The sequence below is a fragment of the Rothia sp. HMSC064D08 genome (assembly GCF_001809525.1).
Taxonomy (GTDB): Bacteria; Actinomycetota; Actinomycetes; order Actinomycetales; family Micrococcaceae; genus Rothia; species Rothia dentocariosa.
In genome coordinates, this window is record NZ_KV797895.1 from 130195 (window position 1) to 146895 (window position 16701).

Sequence of the window (16701 nt, forward strand, 5' to 3'; positions counted from 1 at the left end):
AAATATGTGTGTATTTATACAGGCAGGGTGTGCAGGATATGAGGAAACGGCACTCGCTTTTCGTGGGTTTAGCTGCCGCCCAGTGCGTGAATCTTTCGGTCGAGGCGCTTCTTGCGGCGGGTCAGCAGCCACCAGCCGGGTACGTGAAGTGCAGATTTGCGCCCCACCTCGATGACGGAGGGGAGCTTCTTCTTGGCGAGGGTGGTATCTATCTCAAGATCGGTGGCACCTTCGGCGCGCATCCGTTCAATGAGAGCGAGGGATTTGGCGACGGGTCCGCCTCCAATGATGTGCGCATCCATGCGGGCTTGAATCGCCGCGCGGCGTTCTTGCAGGCGTGCCAGCCGTGCGTTCTTAGGGTTATTTTCACCCATTCGGCGTTCCCCTCATTATGATGACAATGACTCTCAAATACGGGCTAAAATGCCTCATCAAAGCCCGAAATAAGCCGAAAAACCGACGCTTTCAGTCTACAGAAAACCCTAACCCCCTTGGTAAAATAGTCTCTGTAGATGGCGTTCAGACGCGCCAACAAAACCACGGGAATTTACGTTTTCCCGAACCCTAGTCAAGGAGTCAGCATGGCTATTGCAACCCCCGAAGTCTACGCAGAGATGCTGGAGAATGCGAAAGCAAAAGGCTTCGCCTACCCGGCAGTAAACGTCACCTCCTCGCAGACCCTCAACGCCGCTCTTCGCGGTTTCGCTGAGGCTGGTTCTGACGGTATTGTTCAGGCATCCACTGGTGGCGCAGCGTACTGGTCGGGAGCATCGAAGAAAGATATGGTCGCTGGTTCCCTGGCATTCGCGGCATACGCTCGTGAGATCGCCAAACAGTACGACGTGAACATCGCACTGCACACTGACCACTGCCCCAAGGACAAGCTGGATGGTTTTGTTCTTCCCCTGCTTGCAGAGTCTGAAAAGGCTGTGGCGCGCGGCGAAGACCCCATCTTTAACTCCCATATGTGGGATGGTTCCGCTATTGATCTTGATGAGAACCTCAAGATTGCGGCTGAGCTTCTGGAGCGCACCAACAAAGCAAAGATTGTGCTTGAGGTTGAGATTGGTGCCGTCGGCGGCGAGGAAGACGGCGTTGAAGGTGCTATTGACGACTCCCTGTACACCACTGTTGATGACGCGGTGAAGACCGTTGAGGCTCTGGGCTTGGGCGAGAAAGGTCGCTACATTGCGGCGCTGACCTTCGGTAACGTGCACGGTGTGTATAAGCCCGGTAACGTTCACCTGCGCCCCGAACTGCTCAAGCAGATTCAGGACGAGATCGGTGCTAAGTACGGTAAGGAGAAGCCGTTCTCGCTCGTGTTCCACGGCGGTTCCGGTTCGACCGCTCAGGAGATCGCGGATGCGGTTTCCTACGGTGTGATCAAGATGAACATCGATACCGATACCCAGTATGCCTTCACCCGCCCGGTCGCCGGTCACATGTTCACCAACTATGACGGCGTGCTCAAGGTTGACGGCGAGGTCGGCAACAAGAAGGCATACGACCCCCGCGTGTGGGGCGCTAAGGCTGAAGAGGGCATGGCAGCTCGCGTGGTTGAGGCTTGCCAGCAGCTCGGCTCGGCAGGCACCTCGCTGAACAAGTAGGTAATTCTTAGCCGGTTTGTCCCGGCATCAGAAGGCTCTTTGTTCCAATAAAGCGTATTATTCGCCGCTTTATTGGAACAAAGAGCCTTTTTAGTATGTGTGTGAGAGGTCTGCCGGGCGAATCCGGCGAAAATAGTCGCCGTCGTGAACGGTGTGCATGATAGTTTTATATTTATGAGTGAGCAATCATCGAAAGAAAACTCTGCCGAACAGAATCCGCAGGATGCGGTAAAACCCTGGGCAGTGTCGCAGCCTTCCGACGAGCAGGCTTCGACGGTACCGAGACAGTATGCGCACCCGGGAGCCGCGAACCAAACGGAAGCGCCCATAGCCGTGACGACGGCATACCCCAAATTCCCGTTCCGTTGGCTGTATGGGGTGCGCATCGTAGTCACGGCGGTGAGTTTATGGCTCAGCGTGCGGATTCTCTACAAACTTGTTACCACGATTCTTGATGGTTATGTGTCGCTCGCCCTCACAGAAATTATCGAAGCACCGCAGGTTATTGGATATCCGGTCTATGAAATCATGCAGATTATCGCGGCAATACTATACCTGCGCTCCAAAGGCCTTGGCTATATTCTGGGCGTGAATATCCTAGGTTTAATCGTCCAGCTGCCCTCGCTACCTAAACTTATTGAGAATCTTCTGCGCTTGGATATTTTCTTTGAATATGCCAAAGCTTCAACGTACTTAGACTGGGGACTGTACATTATTAATCTGGTTCTGTGTATATTCTTTATCATCATTGTGATTCGCGAATATTCTCGCCGCCAGAGGATGAAGACGACTCAGACTCAGCCTGCTTACGCGGCGGCTCCACATGCTTCTGTACCGCAGACCGTTGTGTCGCACAACCCTGATGTGCCAGCACAAACGCAGGGAACACAAGCGCAAACCGCGCAGCCTCAGTATGCACAGCCTCAGAACCCGCCGGAGCAGCCCTTAATGTAGTCTCTATACTCTTCAAGTTGTGAAATACATGAGTGCCCCGGATGCCTTCAAGGAGTCCGGGGCACTCTCATATAAACATTTGGGAACGGACGCTACCCGTGTGGAAATGCGCGCTCTAGCATCCGCACTTACTTATGTCGGGCAGATTTTCTAATACTTTATTGGAATAAAGAGCCTTTTTAATATGAGGAAATATGTAAGGAGTATATTCATTGAGAATGTTCAGGGGGTTTTCATAGAACATCCAGGGTGTAACCCTAGGGTGAAAATATGAGTACTGACCATGACTTTTCACCCCATAATTCTGCTCGCGATGCACCTGCCGCTCAAAGCAGCCGCAAGGTTCCTTGGTCGGGTATGGTCGATGGTGCCTCGGCAGGTCATGAACTTCCTGCGTATACAGCACTTTACGGCCAGCTGGGGGATGAGGAACTCGTGATCCGCCCTAGTGGAGAGCCGGAAAATGATGCCGAAAAGTCGGAAAAACCCACAAGTTCAGGAAGTCCCGCAAAATCGCCGGAGAAGGCGCACGAGTCAGTGGAAGTCTCTGCGGCAAAACCCCTAGGGCTTGAGAATCTCAAGATATTCTATGTTCTTCGTATAGCGCTGGCGTATATTCCGATAGTAGTTATAGCTTATTCGTGGATAAACTCTATGGCGCGGTATTCAACTTCATATCGCGAAGAAACTTCTGTAAATCTGTTATCGGTTGAACGGCCATTATCCCATATAGCAATTCTTGGGTTTCTGATGATTCCTTATGCAGTATATATTACGGCCGTACAGACCCGCGCCTGCGCAAAATTTATACGGCACAAAGATTACCCCTGGGTTGAAAAGGTGAATAACTATGGTCTTGTATTCTCTTTCGTGATGACCATGATTACCGTCGCATACGATAACCCCTTTGGGTGTCTTATGGTTCTTTTTGACCTTGGGGTGAGCATTGTTTTCGTGAAAATGATGGGTTCAGAGAGGGCAAAAACTAAACCTGCCGCCCGACCCCTAAATACCACAAACCTCGATAGTAAGGAAAGTTCAAACAACAGCCTCAGTGACGAAGAGGCAGAAAAATAGTGGGATGTGAACGATATGCATGATAGTTTTGAATTTATGCGTGAGCAATCATCGAGAAAAAACTCTGCCGAACAGAACCCGCAGGATGCGGTAAAACCCTGGGCGGCGTCGCAGTCTTCCGACGAGCAGGCTTCGACGGTACCGGGGCAGGATGCATACCTGGGTGCCGCGAACCCAACGGAAGCGCCCATAGCCGTGACGACGGCAGACCCCAAATTTCCGTTCCGTTGGCTGTATGGGGTACGTATCGCGTTCATGCTGGTGAGCCTGGGGATTTCCGTGTGGGGTCTATATAACTATGTGGAGTTTATGGCTAAGTATGGATTCGAGTATTGGGATGCAGAAGATTTTCTGCACTTAGCGTTGACATGTGCATTTCTGGCATATTATGGCCTTCAAATACTCGCCGGTATCTTCTATCTCAGGTCTAAAGCGCTGGGATTTATTCTGAGCATCAATATTATTGGTCTGATCCTTCAAGCTCTAGAAATAGCAACGCTAATTGATGTGATCACCCATATGGATGACTTCTTCCAGTACGCCAATGGCTTGGCGTACCTCTACTGGGTTCTATATTTCATAGACGTAGCTCTCTGCATCGTCTTTATCGTCATGGTGAGTCAAGAATATTCCCGCCGCCGGACGAATAGTACGGTTTGGACTCAGGGAGCACAAGCGCAAACCGCACAATCTCAGTATGCACAGACTCAGAATCCGCCGGATCCTCTAATGTAGCCGGTAGCCAGTTGTGAAAACATATGAGAGTGCCCCAGACTCTTTATCAAGGAGTCCGGGGCACTCGCATATAAACATTCAGGGTGGGAACTACTCGTGCAGGAATGCGCGCTTTAGCCGCCGCAGCCGCAGCCACCACATCCGCATCCGCCGGATTTGGTGGCGACTGAACCCTCAGAGGGAATGCCATCGCCGGTATCGCCGCCCATGAGGTTCACGCGATTACCAATATCGGGACCACCTACCACCTGGGGCTTTTTACCGGCGAGGGTTGCCGCGAAACCGGCGGGTTCGCGCAGAGCACCGGGTGCCAAATCGGGAATGGGAGTGAAGCCTGAGGAACCGCTCGGGCCGCATGCCGCCGCAGCCGCATTCACCTTCGGCTTTTTGACCTTGTGGGCTTTCGAGAAGCGCGTAATCTGCTCGGCGGTCGGGTACATAAACGAGACCTTGACCTCGCCATTGACGAGCATAATCGGCAGAACGTCGGTACCGCTCATCGCAATTTGCTCGGCGACGGGCTCACATTCCTCAAACGCTGACGGGTAACTATCGGTTGAGTAAACCTCAATATCGACCCCCGAATCGAGTGCTTCCTGCGCGGCACTCAAAAAGAGGGTTCGTTCCATATCGTTAGGGTCCTCAGGGTTCTCGCCCAGACCCGGAATGAAAACCTCAAGGATGGTGCCGGTTAGTTCTTCGGTTTGCTCACTCATGCGGGAACACTTTCTCGTCGTTAGGGTTCAAGCCTTCAATATGCTCTAAGTGTACTCGTGTTTACCTGATGCAGGGAGGGCTTACAAAAATACTGAGCGATCGGCGAAATCCTCCGGAGCTCTGGTGCTGTGTCTGCCGCCTGATTGAGCGGCTGCATCATGAAATATACTCTGGAAATTCGGCATATTATGCAGGCTGGGAATATTTTTTCAAAATCCCTCGACCTGTGGTGTACACAGTAACAAAAACCTGACGAGTACGGTATTCTAAAGGGCAAATACATGTATTTGCCTGTGTCGTTACACAAACGACAGCTTTCGGGTGTTTACTACATCAAAGGAGATCTTATGTTTGGCTTCGGGAAGAAAAAAGCAGCGGCACCGACGGAATCGACCGCAACCGCTGATATTTATGTGGCACCAGTGACGGGGGAGTACCTTCCGTTGTCTGAAGTTTCTGACCCCGTATTTTCGCAGGGTGTCATGGGGGATGGCTACGCCGTTAACCCTACGTCGAATCTGATTGTTGCCCCTGCGGCAGGTACGATCGCCTTGATTCAAGACACCATGCATGCCTTTATGCTGCGCACCGATAACGGCGGCGAGGTGCTGGTGCATATCGGTATCGATACTGTAGATCTCAATGGCGAAGGCTTTACCTCGCACGCTAAGGTGGGCGATAAGGTTGAGGCGGGTGCCCCCATTATTGAGGTTGATTGGGAGGCTATTAAGGATCGTATTCCCTCCAAGGAGACGATGGTGATGGTTACCAACACCCCCAAATTCAATATTATGAAGGACTCCGAAGAGCGCCGCACCGTCAACGCGGGCGATCACGTGGCGGAAGCGACCAAGAAGTAGAAGGCGCGTAGAGCCTTGTGATGCTTCGACAGGGCAGAAGGTACTGGTTTTCTCGCTCTGTGGCACGATGCTCCGGCTTTACGCAGCCTCGCTTTATGTGAGGTCTTATACCGCAGCTGCCGACGCGCAGACCTCACGAAAGAGGCTTTCTCATATGGTTTCACCGATTTTCGGTGGAACCATATTTTTTAACAAAAACTTTTTAACGGGCAAAAGACATTGTCTCGAAGAAATAGGCGTGGGAAAATATTTGACAAAGATAAATTTTCTCGCTCAAGCAAAAGTGATTTACAGGTAAAAAATAGTTATGCTATTTATGTGACGCGTCAAGAAAATGTTTTTGATGCGTCCGCCTATTCATTCACTCAGCAACATATAGTATTTGGGAGTTCATACCCATGAGCCTTTCTTCGCAGAAACTCAACCGACGTACCGTTCTTGGCGCCACCACGCTTGGCGCTGCAGCCGCTATGATGCCCGTGGTGGGCGCATCCGCAGCAGAGGTGAGAATTCAAGGAAGTCTTCCCGGCGAGAAGGAACAGCCTGTCAATGATGAACAGCAGCCTATCCTCGATGAAGATATTGAATTTGATCCGGAACGTGCGGCTTGGACCTTTCTTAGACAAAAAGAATTCTTTGTAGCACATCGTGGTTCGGGCGATATTAATCCCGAACATACCGCATACGCATATACTCAAACTGCAAGAAATGCCGATGCTATCGAAATTTCTTTGCGCACCACGGCTGATAATATTCCCGTCTGCATTCATGATGAATCGCTGATGCGCGTTACCGGACTTAATCGCAAAGTACGTGATCTTACCCTGCAAAAACTGCGCGGCGTTTACGTCAATATGCGCAAGACCCTCGGTGAAGGTACACCGCTGGAGCAGATTCCCACATTTGAAGAGGCTGTGGATGCAATCAACAACGCCCCCACCGGCAAACGCCTTCCCCTCTTCATCGAAGCAAAAGACTGGCGCGCACAGGGTCATCTGCTGAAAGCTATCAAAGAACGCGGGCTGGCGCATCGTGTAGTGATCAAGATGTACCGCGACGGCCACGGCGGTTTCAACCCCAACTCAAAGTATCTGGCTCAAGCGAAAGCCGCAGGCTGCCAGACTTGGTGCTACTTCGACGCCAACGACAGCCTTGAAGGAATCCGTCAGCTGGCGGGATCCAACAACGTGGATGCGCTCGGCGTGCCCTACTTTGAATCCGTGCGCGGCCCCGGGTACGGATCCATGGCGGACGATAAGGTGCGTGCCATTGTCGGTTTCGGCAAGCCCGTGATTGTTTGGGAGGTGCACCGCCGAAGCACCTACGAACACTACAAGAGCCTGGGCGTGCGCGGGTTTATGAGCTCCGACCCGTCATGGGTGTGCGGGTGGAAAAAACAGGCCACGATCAACGTTGAAAGCGGCCGTCGGGAGCACGGAATGCTGCCCTCCAGCATCGCCAATGCCCAGGATTATCCCGACTTCACCCGCGGGGCAATCGTGCACCAGCAGAATCATGACGAATCCTTGCTGCTGGGGCCGCTCGCTGCTGCCACTGATAGGGAACAGTACACTCTCGAATTTGCCATGCACTGGGACAAGAAACTGCCCACCACCACTTGGAATTACGGGTACATGGCGTTCGGTCGCAGCCACGACGGTCCGCTCGGTATTGCAGGGAAATTCCGGGGTGCATCCGAAGACGGCTGCTATGTGCTCGCTCTTCGCCCCGGCGCGAAGGTGCGGGACGAGCACGGTAAATACCGGACGGGCGATCTTGCGCAGCTGATTCGTCTTGACGGCGGGCCGGGCGCGCCTCGCGAAGGCAAAGTTCTGCACACCATGAACTTGAAAAAGCCTATCAAGCCCAACGAGAGCATCGAAGGCAAAATTGTGGTGAAGGGTAAGTACTTCTACTTTGTGATCAACGGCCAGTATTCCGCGCAGATTCACGATGCCGCCTACCGCGGCCCCTACGTGCATTTCGGCCGCTACCACGGCAACGCAACCGGTGGTCCGCTCGTGCTCACCCGCGCACTTGCCCGTGAGTCTTGGGCATAAGCCTTTGAACCAGGCTGCCCGGGCGGCTTATCCACCCGAGAAGATTGTGTGGATAAGCCGCCGCGGGTTCGCCAAGAAGAAGCTGGTCAGTGCACAAGAGCCGTTCGACGTCAGGTACAGGTTTCCGTAGCAATTCGGGCGGGGTTAAGGCGATGCTGATCTAGGTGCTACTCTAGGGGCATGACAACTTCATTCACCGATAAAAAAGCTGTAACGCCTGTGAGCCCCGAAGTTCGGGACGCATGGTTTAAATGGCAACTCACTCCACCCGTTCCCACCTCCTGGGAATTGCCCGAAGAAGCACGAGAAGACTTTGAAGATGCAATTATGCTCCTGCTCCTCACCGGCGAGGATGCCAGCGAATATGCGGATTACCTCAACGACTGCCTTGAAGAATTTCTAGGCGAATCGCAGGTCAAAGGCGACTTCTACCACGATATTGAACAATACGCGCAGAAAGTCGTGAAGGAACGTCGTGCGCTCGCCGAGCGTTTGGGTGTTACGGGCGATTCTGGCAACTTGGCTGCGGCTTTCGCTGATTTGGAGGCGCACGGTGTGCTTGCGCGCGGTAAGTTTGCGTGCTGTGGAACCTGCGCCAGTGCCGACATCTGGGAGGAGCGCGAGGGCTCTGACCGATGGAAGGGCTATATCTACTATCACCAGCAGGATGCCGAGAATCTGGCGGAAAGCGGGAGCACTTACATTGGCTTCGGTTCGTTTGAGGCGTACCCCTCTGATGAAGAGGCATGGAAGAAACTCAGCGATGAGCAGCGCGCGGCCGTCACCCGCAAACATGAGGAGCTATCACTCGCACTGATGCTTGACACCGTGATCCCCACGCTGGAACGTTACGGCGTTAAGGTGACTTGGAACGGCAGCTACGATACCCGCCCGCGCCTCGATAACGTTGAGGTCTATGAGATTCCGTAAGCTATAAAACCGTGCGTGCGGTCTGCCGGGGGAGTCGCGCGTGAGTTGAGGGGCGCATCCTGTATGTTATACGGGATGCGCCCCTAGCTTTTTTGTATTCTCTTACCCGTGCTCGCGAGAAGCTATTCGGGCAGCAGGCTCAGTGCAATCTGGAAGAGGTGCTCACGGTTGGTCGAGGGTGACAGGGTTGAGCGCACCATGAACCCCTGGAAAGTGAGGATGAGCGCATCCGCTGTGTCGTTGACGAAGGCTTGAAGTTCGTCGGCAGAAGGTTTGCGTTTATTCTCTGCCTCAAGATACCGCTGGCCCCAGGGTATGAGCGATTGGGCAACGATGTCGTGCAGAGTGGTAAAAAGCGTGTTGGTGGATTCTTGCACCTCGGGAACGGTAAACGATTCCAGACGGATGCGCAGCATCGAGGTGAAGTTCGCTTCGACGGTTGAGGTGGCGAAGATCATGCGCATAATGTCGCGCGGGGAGGGGTCTTTGAGTTCCCCGTAAGCTGCGGCGATCATATCGATACGCTGTTGAACAGTGGCGTAAAGAATGTCGCCTTTGCCGCTGAAGTGCGAGTAAATGGAACCCGAAGAAAGTCCGGATTCTCTGATGATGTCCGTCATGGAGGTATGGGTGTACCCCTTGGCGGTAAAACACGTGAAGGCGGCGTCGATAATTTGGCGTCGACGTGCCTGTTTAGTGGCTTCGGTCAGACGTGGCATGCCTTAAGACTATACCTTTCCGAGGAGTTTGCGCTAGATAAAAATAGAATGAATATTCTCTGTTGTGACATTATAAACAAAATGATTATTGTGTTTGCATCTGGTCTTCATGCAGGGTAGAGTCTTACGTGTTGATAAACAAAACAGATATTTTGTTTGGAGAGTTTCATGGCACGCACAACCGAGGCGATCACGCCCTCATCCTGGCGCAAGGTTATCGCCATCGCCACGCTGGCATCCGTCATCGTCAGCATCGTGATTCTTGCCTTCACCTGGCCCACTAAAGCCATGGAGGCGAAAAACCTGCCCGTCTCCATCGCGGGACCGGAAGCAGCCGTAAGCCAATTCGAGCAAGGACTCAAAGATCGAGGGAGCGAAACCTTCGAGTTCAAACAGGCGTCCTCCCGCGAAGACGCCGAACGGCAGATCAAAGAACGTGAAACCTACGGCGCGATCGTCTTCACCGAAGGCGCGGCGCCCGAAGTCATGACCGCGCCCGCCGCAAACGCATCCGCAAACCAGATGCTCACCGGCGTAGCCCAGCAGATGAACGCTCAGGTACAGCAGAAAGCCACCGCAGCCAAAACTCAGGCGCTGCAGCAGGCCGTACAGGCGGGCGGTGAACAAGGAGCCATCGCCACCCAGCAGCTCGAACAACTGAAAACCGAGCAGGAAAAACTGCAGCAGGCACAGGTTAAAACCACCGCAGTCGTGCCGCTCGGCGAGGGTGATCCCAACGGTATGGGCCTGGCGGTTGCCGCATTCCCGCTTGTTATGGGCGGCATAATCGGCGGGGTTCTCAGTATCTCTCTTGTCAAAGGAACCGTGCGCCGCTTCGTGACCGCAGGACTTTACGGGTTTATCGGCGGGCTCTTCATGACCCTTATTTTGGGCACCTGGTTCGGATTCGTTCCCGGTGACTTCGGGGCGCTTTGGGCGACCTTCGGCGTGACCGTTTTCGCAACGGCCTCCTTCATGATCGGAATTTCCGCGCTATTTGTTGATGCCGCCGGTATCGGCCTTGGCGCCGTGCTCTCCATGTTCGTGGGTAACCCGCTCTCCGGGGCAAGCATGCCGTGGCAGTTTATCCCCGCACCCTGGGGCGCCCTCGGGCAGCTGATGGTGCCGGGCGCATCCAATACGTTGTTGCGGAATATCGCCTACTTCCCGGATGCCTCAAACTCCCTGCAATGGGCTGTGCTGTTGGGCTGGGCAGGGTTTGGCCTTCTCGCCGGGACGATCGGCTGGGCGTGGAAGGAACGCCGCGCAACTCGCATGAGCGCAGAGGATAATACCGCGAGCGTCGGTGTGAAAACCGAGGCGAAGACCGAGCAGAACGCAGACGTGCCGGACAACGTGGAGATTCCCTGGAAAACGGCAAACACATAGCGACACCGCCCTCCCGCGAGCAGATAGTATTTTGAAAATACTATCTGCTCGCGCCGCATGGGGGAGATTCCTAGAATGGGAAGTATGAGCGAAGAGATCACCAGCGCCCGCATCGACGTCTGGCTGTGGTCGGTGCGCATCTTCAAAACCCGCGCGCTCGCAGCCGACGAATGTAAAGGCGGGCACGTGCGCGTGAACGACGCATCCGCAAAACCCTCGCAAAAACTCAAACGAGGCGACATCGTGCGGGTGCGCTACCCCGGCTGGGAGCGCGTGTTTAAGGTCGAAAAACTCATCACCAAACGGGTGGGCGCGCCGATCGCCGTCACCTGTTACGAAGACCTCTCGGGGCCGCGCCCCGCGCACCTGTCGATGCCGCCGGTCGCCAAACGCGAACGCGGAACCGGGCGACCCACCAAGAAAGAACGCCGTGCCCTAGACGAACTGCGGGGGCGAAAAGGCTAACCCCCGGTTCGCCTCTCTCACTCCGCGGGCGTCGTTAAGACCCGTGAGCAGGTAGGATTTTGCCGAACAGGTAAGATTTTCTTACCTGCTCGAACCAAAAACCACCTGCTCGCGGAATAAGAGGCGGTCATAGCGTGAGACAGATAAACGCATCGCTGACGTGCCATCTTTGCGGGAGTAGGCTGTACCTATGAGCAACAAGGCCTCAGAACCCAACACATCAGGCGCCGCGAACACATCCGACGGCACCGCCAACACACACGAACCCCAAAACCTGCTGGATGCGACCCCGCGTACCGGCAGCATCCCCCTTCACCTGGGGGAAAGCGATGCGGACTCTGGGAAAACTCAACCCGAAAAATCGCTCAACAGGCGTATTCTGGCGCTCGCCGTACCCGCCTTCGGCGCGCTGATTGCCGAGCCGCTGTTCGTGCTCGCCGATTCCGCACTCGTGGGGCAGCTGGGCACCGAAACCCTGGCGGGCATGAGCATTGCGGCAACCCTCATCACAACCGTGGTGGGACTCATGAACTTCCTTGCGTACTCGGTGACCCCGGCGGTTGCGCGCGCGTTCGGGGCGCATCGGTTGGCGCACGCCTACCGCATCGGTGTGGACGGCGTGTGGGTTGCGCTTGGACTCGGTCTGCTCATTATGGGTGTGGGTTATATCTTTGCCGATCCTGCGCTGCGCGGCATGGGCGCGAACGACGCAACCATCGGTTATGCGCGTGACTACCTGCACCATTCGCTGTGGGGCATTCCGCCCATGATGATGATTTTGGCACTCATGGGCACCCTGCGCGGGCTGCAAGACACCGTGACCCCGCTCAAAGTTGCGGGCGTGGGCACCGTGGTGAATGTGGCGCTGAACTGGGTGCTGATATACCCGGTCGGTTGGGGCGTGGCCGGTTCGGCGACGGGCACATCGCTCACGCAGTGGGGCATGGCGCTTGCTCTTGGTATATTTATTCATCTTAAGATGCGCCCGCACGGCGTGACTTGGCGACCCGATATTGCGGGGATGCGCGGCGTGCTATCCCTCGGGTCCTGGCTGATGCTGCGCACCCTCTCGATGCGCCTGGCGCTGCTGTCTACCGTATTTGTGGTGGCTCGCCTGGGCGACGAGCAGACGGCGGCGTATCAGCTGGGTATGAGTGTGTTCAACCTGTTGCTCTTCGCCCTGGATTCCCTTGCAATTGCGGCGCAGGCGCTGTTGGGCAAGGAGCTTGGGGAACGCGATCTGACGGCTGAATCCGGGCGTGCGAAAGTGCGTGAGCTCAAGAATCGACTGGTGCGTATGAGCCTGGTGTACGGGGTCGTTACCGGCGTTGTTGCACCTGTGATCGGTTTCTTCGGGAACTGGATTTTCACGCAGGATGCGCCCGTCGCCACCCTTTTCGCGTGGGCTACCCTCGTGATTGGCGTGGGGCAGCCAATAGCCGCATATGTATTCGTTCTTGATGGTATCCTCATGGGTGCTCAGGACGTGAAATACCTGGCAATTGGCTCATTTGTGATGCTGGTTGTTTATGCACCCGTCATTTTCGGGATCCACTGGGCGGTTTCCGGCGGCCTGCTGAGCGCCACGGTGGGGTACCTGGGGCTCTGGGCAGCATACATCTTGTGGTACCAGGGCGTGCGGGCGTTCATCTTCGGCCGCCGCGCCGCCTCGGACGTGTGGATTAAAGCGTAATTTTTCCGGGGTTTTCAGGCGTTGAGGACAAGTGTTTTCACGGTCTTCTAGCTTACGCATAGCGTTGAGGCATATACTGGTGACCCCCCACGGCATCTATGTGCGAACGGACTATACCCTTGGCGGTATGTGTGCTCCCTGAAACGGAGACGGTTCTGCGATACGCAGCGTTCAGAGAAGGGACTGTATTCGCACCCTCACCTGAGGCTGGGACTTGGAATCTGCCCCCGAAACGCCGCCCTCTAGATTTGTTTGCGACAGTGAGCGCAGAACCGCTTCTTGAACATCACGGACAATTTCTTTGACCGTACGAGAGTCGTCGATTCCAATCTCGATAATGACTTTCTGCGCGCCCGACTCGATGATGATTCCGAATCGGGCGGTCGCAGGATCGCCGCTCATACGGCTGCCGATGGCTTTCAGCGTGGAGCCGATCCCCGGTTCAATGCCGCGCACTCCGGGAACGGCCGTGACTACATGAGTCAATTCGGCTGCTGAGAGATTAATCGTCATCGTGCAGATCCTCAATGTGGATATTGACGGTTGGGGACAATTCTAGGTTCTCAAAACACGCCTGACGCACCGCATCACGAACCTGTTGAGCAAGCTGGGGGAGGCTACTGGTTGTAACGTGTGCAGAGATACGGCAGAAGATCGTGTCCGGTATCCCCAGCTCTCGCTGACCTTCGGGGGCTGGGGCATGTTTGAAGGAAGACTTGAGTGCGCGAGCTCCGGGTACGGAGTCTACACTGCGTCGCACTAGGGCGCGTAGGGAGAATTCGGACATACTATATGGACCTAAGTCGGTCGGCGGCATCTCTACCTGAGCGCCATGACGGGTTTCGGCGATTACCGCATCCATCATATGACGCTGAGGCATCACCGATGCGCTCGACTGTGATTCTAATGTGTCCCAGGTCTTGTGGAGTGAAGCGATTAGACGCAGGTACTCCCGTGTGGAGGCTTCGTCAAGCTCATAAGACTGAGCCGACTGTGCGTGCCGTGGTTCTGCGTGTGGGATGCGGGTGGTGGAACTCATTCCCACTCCTTCATGTGGCGCATGACGAGGGAACGGGCTCGTGCCAGCCTCCCCCGGACTGTGGATTCGGTTAGGTTTAGGGTTTGGGATATCTCCTCGTAGGACATGTCATCAACCTCTCGAAGCACCCAGACGATACGCAGCTCTTCAGGAGCGGATGCCAACAGCTTGGCTAATGCTTCTATCTGGGCGTTGACCTCACTGGACTGTGCCGGATCATCGGTCGCTGTCGACGTTGTGTTAGGGAGGGCGCTCGCGCTCTCAAGACCCTCTGAATCGTAAGGGTCAGTGGCTCGGCGCTGAAGTTGACGAATAGTGCTGGTGGCCTTATTAGTGCAGATGCGCATGAGCCAGCCTCGGAAGGCATCAGGATCCCGAAGCAGATGAAGACTCCGCCATGCCTGAACAAGGGTTTCTTGGACGATGTCCTCACTATCGTGGCGGTTGCGCACGATCATGTAGGCAGTGCGAAACAGGCGTCCCTGATAACGTTCGACGAGCTTTCCGAAGGCGTCAATGTCACCGTCCTGGGCTCGCAGCACCAGGTACCTGTCTTTGCCCTGAGACGCAGCGTTTGGATGAGGAACATGCTCGGTGGGCGGACCGGTAGACTGCCCTGCATTGCTGCGCTGTTCATCGGTCATGGTTATCAGAACCGCCGCTCTCTAATGAGTGTTGTCCTGCCACAGTGTGGGCTGCACTCTGGGGTTTGCTGGCTTGTTCTAGGCGCAGCAGTACGTCGATCTGACGAGCATGCTTTCCCAGCGAGGAACTAACGTCGTGGTCAAGTCGGTTCCTGAGCTCGCTCACGGTCCATGCAACCTCGCTGTTCTCTGCTACGGTGACGGTTGCCTGCACCCACAGGTTGCTGGGTGAACCGGTGACCCATACTGAGCACCGCTGAACCCCAGGAACGTCTTCGGCTCGCTCAGACAGCGCTTGGGCTATGACATCGGGGCTGAGTGTGGCCAGAAGTGTGCCGTCGGAGCCTGTCAAGCGCAAGGGGGATGCGGCAGCTTTACGGGGTACCTGCTTAATGAGCAGGACTAAGCCAAACGCGATGAGAAGAACCGACCCAAGGATGGCGGCTGGCAACAGCCAGTGTGCCTGGGGTCCGACCCAGGTATCGACTCGGGTATCAGCTTTGGCGAGGACCGAGCTAAGCGCGGGCCATGACTGACCCACGCCCATGCCGGAAGCCATAAGCCAGAGGGCTATCGCCGCGATGAGCATACCGCTTACCGCAAGGACTATCCTATTGAGAATTCCAGATACCGAACGCATGGTTTTCTCTCTTTCAGCTCGTGTGCTGGATACGCACTCGGCTGTGTGCGGTTCCGACGGGTTTCAAGGTCTGTATAGCCTGCTCAGCTGCCTTCTGTGCGGCCTGACGCACAGGTTCGAGGTCATCCAGAACGCTGAACACGGTCACATTCACGCGCGTTCGACGGACTCGAACCTTAGCGCTGTGAACACCATCGACCCGCTCGACATGGGCTTGTACCAGCTTTGCTAGGTCACGGCGTGAAATAGCTGTCTGACCGGGTATGTTATCTGCAAGAACTTCAGTGCGTTCAGGTGCCCCCGGCCACAGAGCCAGGAGAATCATGAACAGGCTGCATACGGTCACAAAGCAGGCTGCCGCGAGTACCGCTGGCGACCCGACGATCGTGGAGCCAAGCCCGTTGACTGCTGAGGATGTTCCATTCGGCCACGCCCCGTTCAGGAGCCGGTTTCCCAACGCCCAGATTCCCAGCCCTCCTACGATGAGGAGTAGTAACGCCAGGATAATGACGGGCAAACTCCGCGACGGGCGCCGGATGAGATTTTGTACGGGGGTTTTCATCGCAGAGCCCTCCTTACCTGGTTGTTCGGATTGAGCCAGGAGATCTCAATGTTGATCTTCTCAACCCTCAGCCCGGTGAGGTGCTCGACGCGCTGGCTCACATGCTCACGCACCTGTTGCAGAGTTGAAACCAGTGCTGTAGGGAAGGTAAGGCCGAGATCTAGGTGAAGGACGGCAACCTGACCGTAGAGATCACACTTTGCCTCGGGGCGTGAATGGAAATTTCGACGTGCCCCGATCCCGAGCAGTCCCCCGGCGTTCGAGCCCACATTTGCGCTCTCGTAGGCAGCTTGAGCCGCGATCTGCGCAACAACCTGGGCGGGAATGACGGTGACGCCGCGCTGCTCCTGCCGGGGGCTCTCTGTCTGAGGGTCCTCGACACTGACAGCAGCGGGCTGTGTATTGGTCTCCGTCATTACTTCCTCCATCGATTAAGGATGCTTTGGACATCGACCCGGCCCTCCAGGTAAAGACCCACCACCGTTCCAACCAGGCCGCATAGCGCCACCAGGATGAAGTCGGCGAAGGAACCGAAAGCAAGAATTGTTCCCAGGAATAGGCCCACCAAAAGGGCCAGGTGTGTTGTCTTCATAAAAGATCCTCAGATCGG

Annotated in this window: 20 protein-coding genes; 10 read left to right on the plus strand and 10 right to left on the minus strand. The window is 55.3% G+C overall.

What is annotated here, in order from left to right:
• Nucleotides 1–68: 68 nt before the first annotated feature.
• Nucleotides 69–374: a hypothetical protein gene (locus tag HMPREF2625_RS02740; protein WP_070521518.1), complete on the minus strand. Its 306-nt coding sequence runs from the start codon at nucleotides 372–374 to the stop codon at nucleotides 69–71.
• A gap of 207 nt (nucleotides 375–581) precedes the next feature.
• Here HMPREF2625_RS02740 and fbaA point away from each other — a divergent pair, with 207 nt between their 5' ends.
• The 4 genes from fbaA to HMPREF2625_RS02760 all read left to right on the plus strand — a co-directional run bounded on the left by fbaA (nucleotide 582) and on the right by HMPREF2625_RS02760 (nucleotide 4373).
• Nucleotides 582–1607 (plus strand): class II fructose-bisphosphate aldolase, encoded by a 1026-nt coding sequence (gene fbaA / locus HMPREF2625_RS02745; RefSeq protein WP_041321628.1) that lies wholly within the window; start codon nucleotides 582–584, stop codon nucleotides 1605–1607.
• A gap of 174 nt (nucleotides 1608–1781) precedes the next feature.
• A complete protein-coding gene (locus HMPREF2625_RS02750) occupies nucleotides 1782–2561 on the plus strand; it encodes a hypothetical protein (RefSeq protein ID WP_070522561.1) in 780 nt (259 codons plus the stop codon).
• 270 nt (nucleotides 2562–2831) lie between these two features.
• On the plus strand, nucleotides 2832–3638 hold the full coding sequence (locus HMPREF2625_RS02755) for a hypothetical protein (RefSeq protein WP_070521521.1): 807 nt from the start codon (nucleotides 2832–2834) through the stop codon (nucleotides 3636–3638).
• 15 nt (nucleotides 3639–3653) lie between these two features.
• Complete coding sequence (locus HMPREF2625_RS02760) at nucleotides 3654–4373, plus strand: alkaline shock response membrane anchor protein AmaP (protein WP_246826681.1); 720 nt, start codon at nucleotides 3654–3656, stop codon at nucleotides 4371–4373.
• Nucleotides 4374–4486: 113 nt separating this feature from the next.
• Here the strand turns inward: HMPREF2625_RS02760 and HMPREF2625_RS02765 are convergent, their stop codons facing one another.
• Nucleotides 4487–5089: an arsenic metallochaperone ArsD family protein gene (locus HMPREF2625_RS02765; RefSeq protein WP_070521528.1), complete on the minus strand. Its 603-nt coding sequence runs from the start codon at nucleotides 5087–5089 to the stop codon at nucleotides 4487–4489.
• Nucleotides 5090–5437: 348 nt separating this feature from the next.
• On the opposite strand from HMPREF2625_RS02765, the gene HMPREF2625_RS02770 reads away from it, so the two are divergent.
• The 3 genes from HMPREF2625_RS02770 (at nucleotide 5438) to HMPREF2625_RS02780 (ending at nucleotide 8940) form a co-directional block, all read left to right on the plus strand.
• Nucleotides 5438–5950 carry a PTS sugar transporter subunit IIA gene (locus tag HMPREF2625_RS02770; protein WP_070521534.1) on the plus strand — a complete coding sequence of 171 codons (513 nt, stop codon included), beginning with the start codon at nucleotides 5438–5440 and terminating at the stop codon, nucleotides 5948–5950.
• Between the two features lie 398 nt (nucleotides 5951–6348).
• Nucleotides 6349–8010, plus strand: coding sequence for a glycerophosphodiester phosphodiesterase (locus tag HMPREF2625_RS02775; protein ID WP_070521537.1), 1662 nt, complete (start codon nucleotides 6349–6351; stop codon nucleotides 8008–8010).
• Between the two features lie 180 nt (nucleotides 8011–8190).
• Nucleotides 8191–8940 (plus strand): DUF6891 domain-containing protein, encoded by a 750-nt coding sequence (locus HMPREF2625_RS02780; RefSeq protein WP_070521540.1) that lies wholly within the window; start codon nucleotides 8191–8193, stop codon nucleotides 8938–8940.
• 122 nt (nucleotides 8941–9062) lie between these two features.
• Here HMPREF2625_RS02780 and HMPREF2625_RS02785 read toward each other — a convergent pair whose 3' ends face one another.
• Nucleotides 9063–9659, minus strand: a complete 597-nt coding sequence (locus tag HMPREF2625_RS02785; protein ID WP_048755359.1) for a TetR/AcrR family transcriptional regulator — start codon at nucleotides 9657–9659, stop codon at nucleotides 9063–9065.
• A 168-nt stretch (nucleotides 9660–9827) separates the two neighbouring features.
• Between HMPREF2625_RS02785 and HMPREF2625_RS02790 the strand changes: the two genes are divergently transcribed.
• The 3 genes from HMPREF2625_RS02790 (at nucleotide 9828) to HMPREF2625_RS02800 (ending at nucleotide 13206) form a co-directional block, all read left to right on the plus strand.
• A complete protein-coding gene (locus HMPREF2625_RS02790; protein WP_070521543.1) occupies nucleotides 9828–11048 on the plus strand; it encodes an ABC transporter permease in 1221 nt (406 codons plus the stop codon).
• Between the two features lie 75 nt (nucleotides 11049–11123).
• Nucleotides 11124–11513 (plus strand): RNA-binding S4 domain-containing protein, encoded by a 390-nt coding sequence (locus HMPREF2625_RS02795; RefSeq protein ID WP_006888382.1) that lies wholly within the window; start codon nucleotides 11124–11126, stop codon nucleotides 11511–11513.
• A gap of 190 nt (nucleotides 11514–11703) precedes the next feature.
• Nucleotides 11704–13206: an MATE family efflux transporter gene (locus tag HMPREF2625_RS02800; protein ID WP_070521547.1), complete on the plus strand. Its 1503-nt coding sequence runs from the start codon at nucleotides 11704–11706 to the stop codon at nucleotides 13204–13206.
• A gap of 171 nt (nucleotides 13207–13377) precedes the next feature.
• On the opposite strand, the gene HMPREF2625_RS02805 is transcribed toward HMPREF2625_RS02800, so the two are convergent.
• From HMPREF2625_RS02805 to HMPREF2625_RS10895, 7 genes are read right to left on the minus strand one after another with little or no spacing between them, the layout of a single operon-like run.
• Nucleotides 13378–13719 (minus strand): transcriptional regulator, encoded by a 342-nt coding sequence (locus HMPREF2625_RS02805; RefSeq protein ID WP_070521550.1) that lies wholly within the window; start codon nucleotides 13717–13719, stop codon nucleotides 13378–13380.
• On the minus strand, nucleotides 13709–14245 hold the full coding sequence (locus HMPREF2625_RS02810) for an Asp23/Gls24 family envelope stress response protein (RefSeq protein ID WP_070521552.1): 537 nt from the start codon (nucleotides 14243–14245) through the stop codon (nucleotides 13709–13711). Before HMPREF2625_RS02810 ends, HMPREF2625_RS02805 begins: the two co-directional genes overlap by 11 nt.
• Nucleotides 14242–14889 (minus strand): RNA polymerase sigma factor, encoded by a 648-nt coding sequence (locus HMPREF2625_RS02815; protein ID WP_070521555.1) that lies wholly within the window; start codon nucleotides 14887–14889, stop codon nucleotides 14242–14244. The genes HMPREF2625_RS02810 and HMPREF2625_RS02815 overlap by 4 nt, the downstream gene beginning before the upstream one ends.
• The gene (locus tag HMPREF2625_RS02820) at nucleotides 14879–15529 is read right to left on the minus strand and encodes an Asp23/Gls24 family envelope stress response protein (protein ID WP_070521558.1); all 651 of its coding nucleotides are present in this window, start codon (nucleotides 15527–15529) and stop codon (nucleotides 14879–14881) included. Before HMPREF2625_RS02820 ends, HMPREF2625_RS02815 begins: the two co-directional genes overlap by 11 nt.
• Nucleotides 15530–15542: 13 nt before the next feature.
• Nucleotides 15543–16091, minus strand: coding sequence for a DUF6286 domain-containing protein (locus tag HMPREF2625_RS02825; protein WP_070521561.1), 549 nt, complete (start codon nucleotides 16089–16091; stop codon nucleotides 15543–15545).
• A complete protein-coding gene (locus tag HMPREF2625_RS02830; RefSeq protein ID WP_070521564.1) occupies nucleotides 16088–16507 on the minus strand; it encodes an Asp23/Gls24 family envelope stress response protein in 420 nt (139 codons plus the stop codon). The genes HMPREF2625_RS02825 and HMPREF2625_RS02830 overlap by 4 nt, the downstream gene beginning before the upstream one ends.
• Nucleotides 16507–16683: a hypothetical protein gene (locus HMPREF2625_RS10895; protein WP_004005823.1), complete on the minus strand. Its 177-nt coding sequence runs from the start codon at nucleotides 16681–16683 to the stop codon at nucleotides 16507–16509. Before HMPREF2625_RS10895 ends, HMPREF2625_RS02830 begins: the two co-directional genes overlap by 1 nt.
• Nucleotides 16684–16701: the final 18 nt, after the last annotated feature.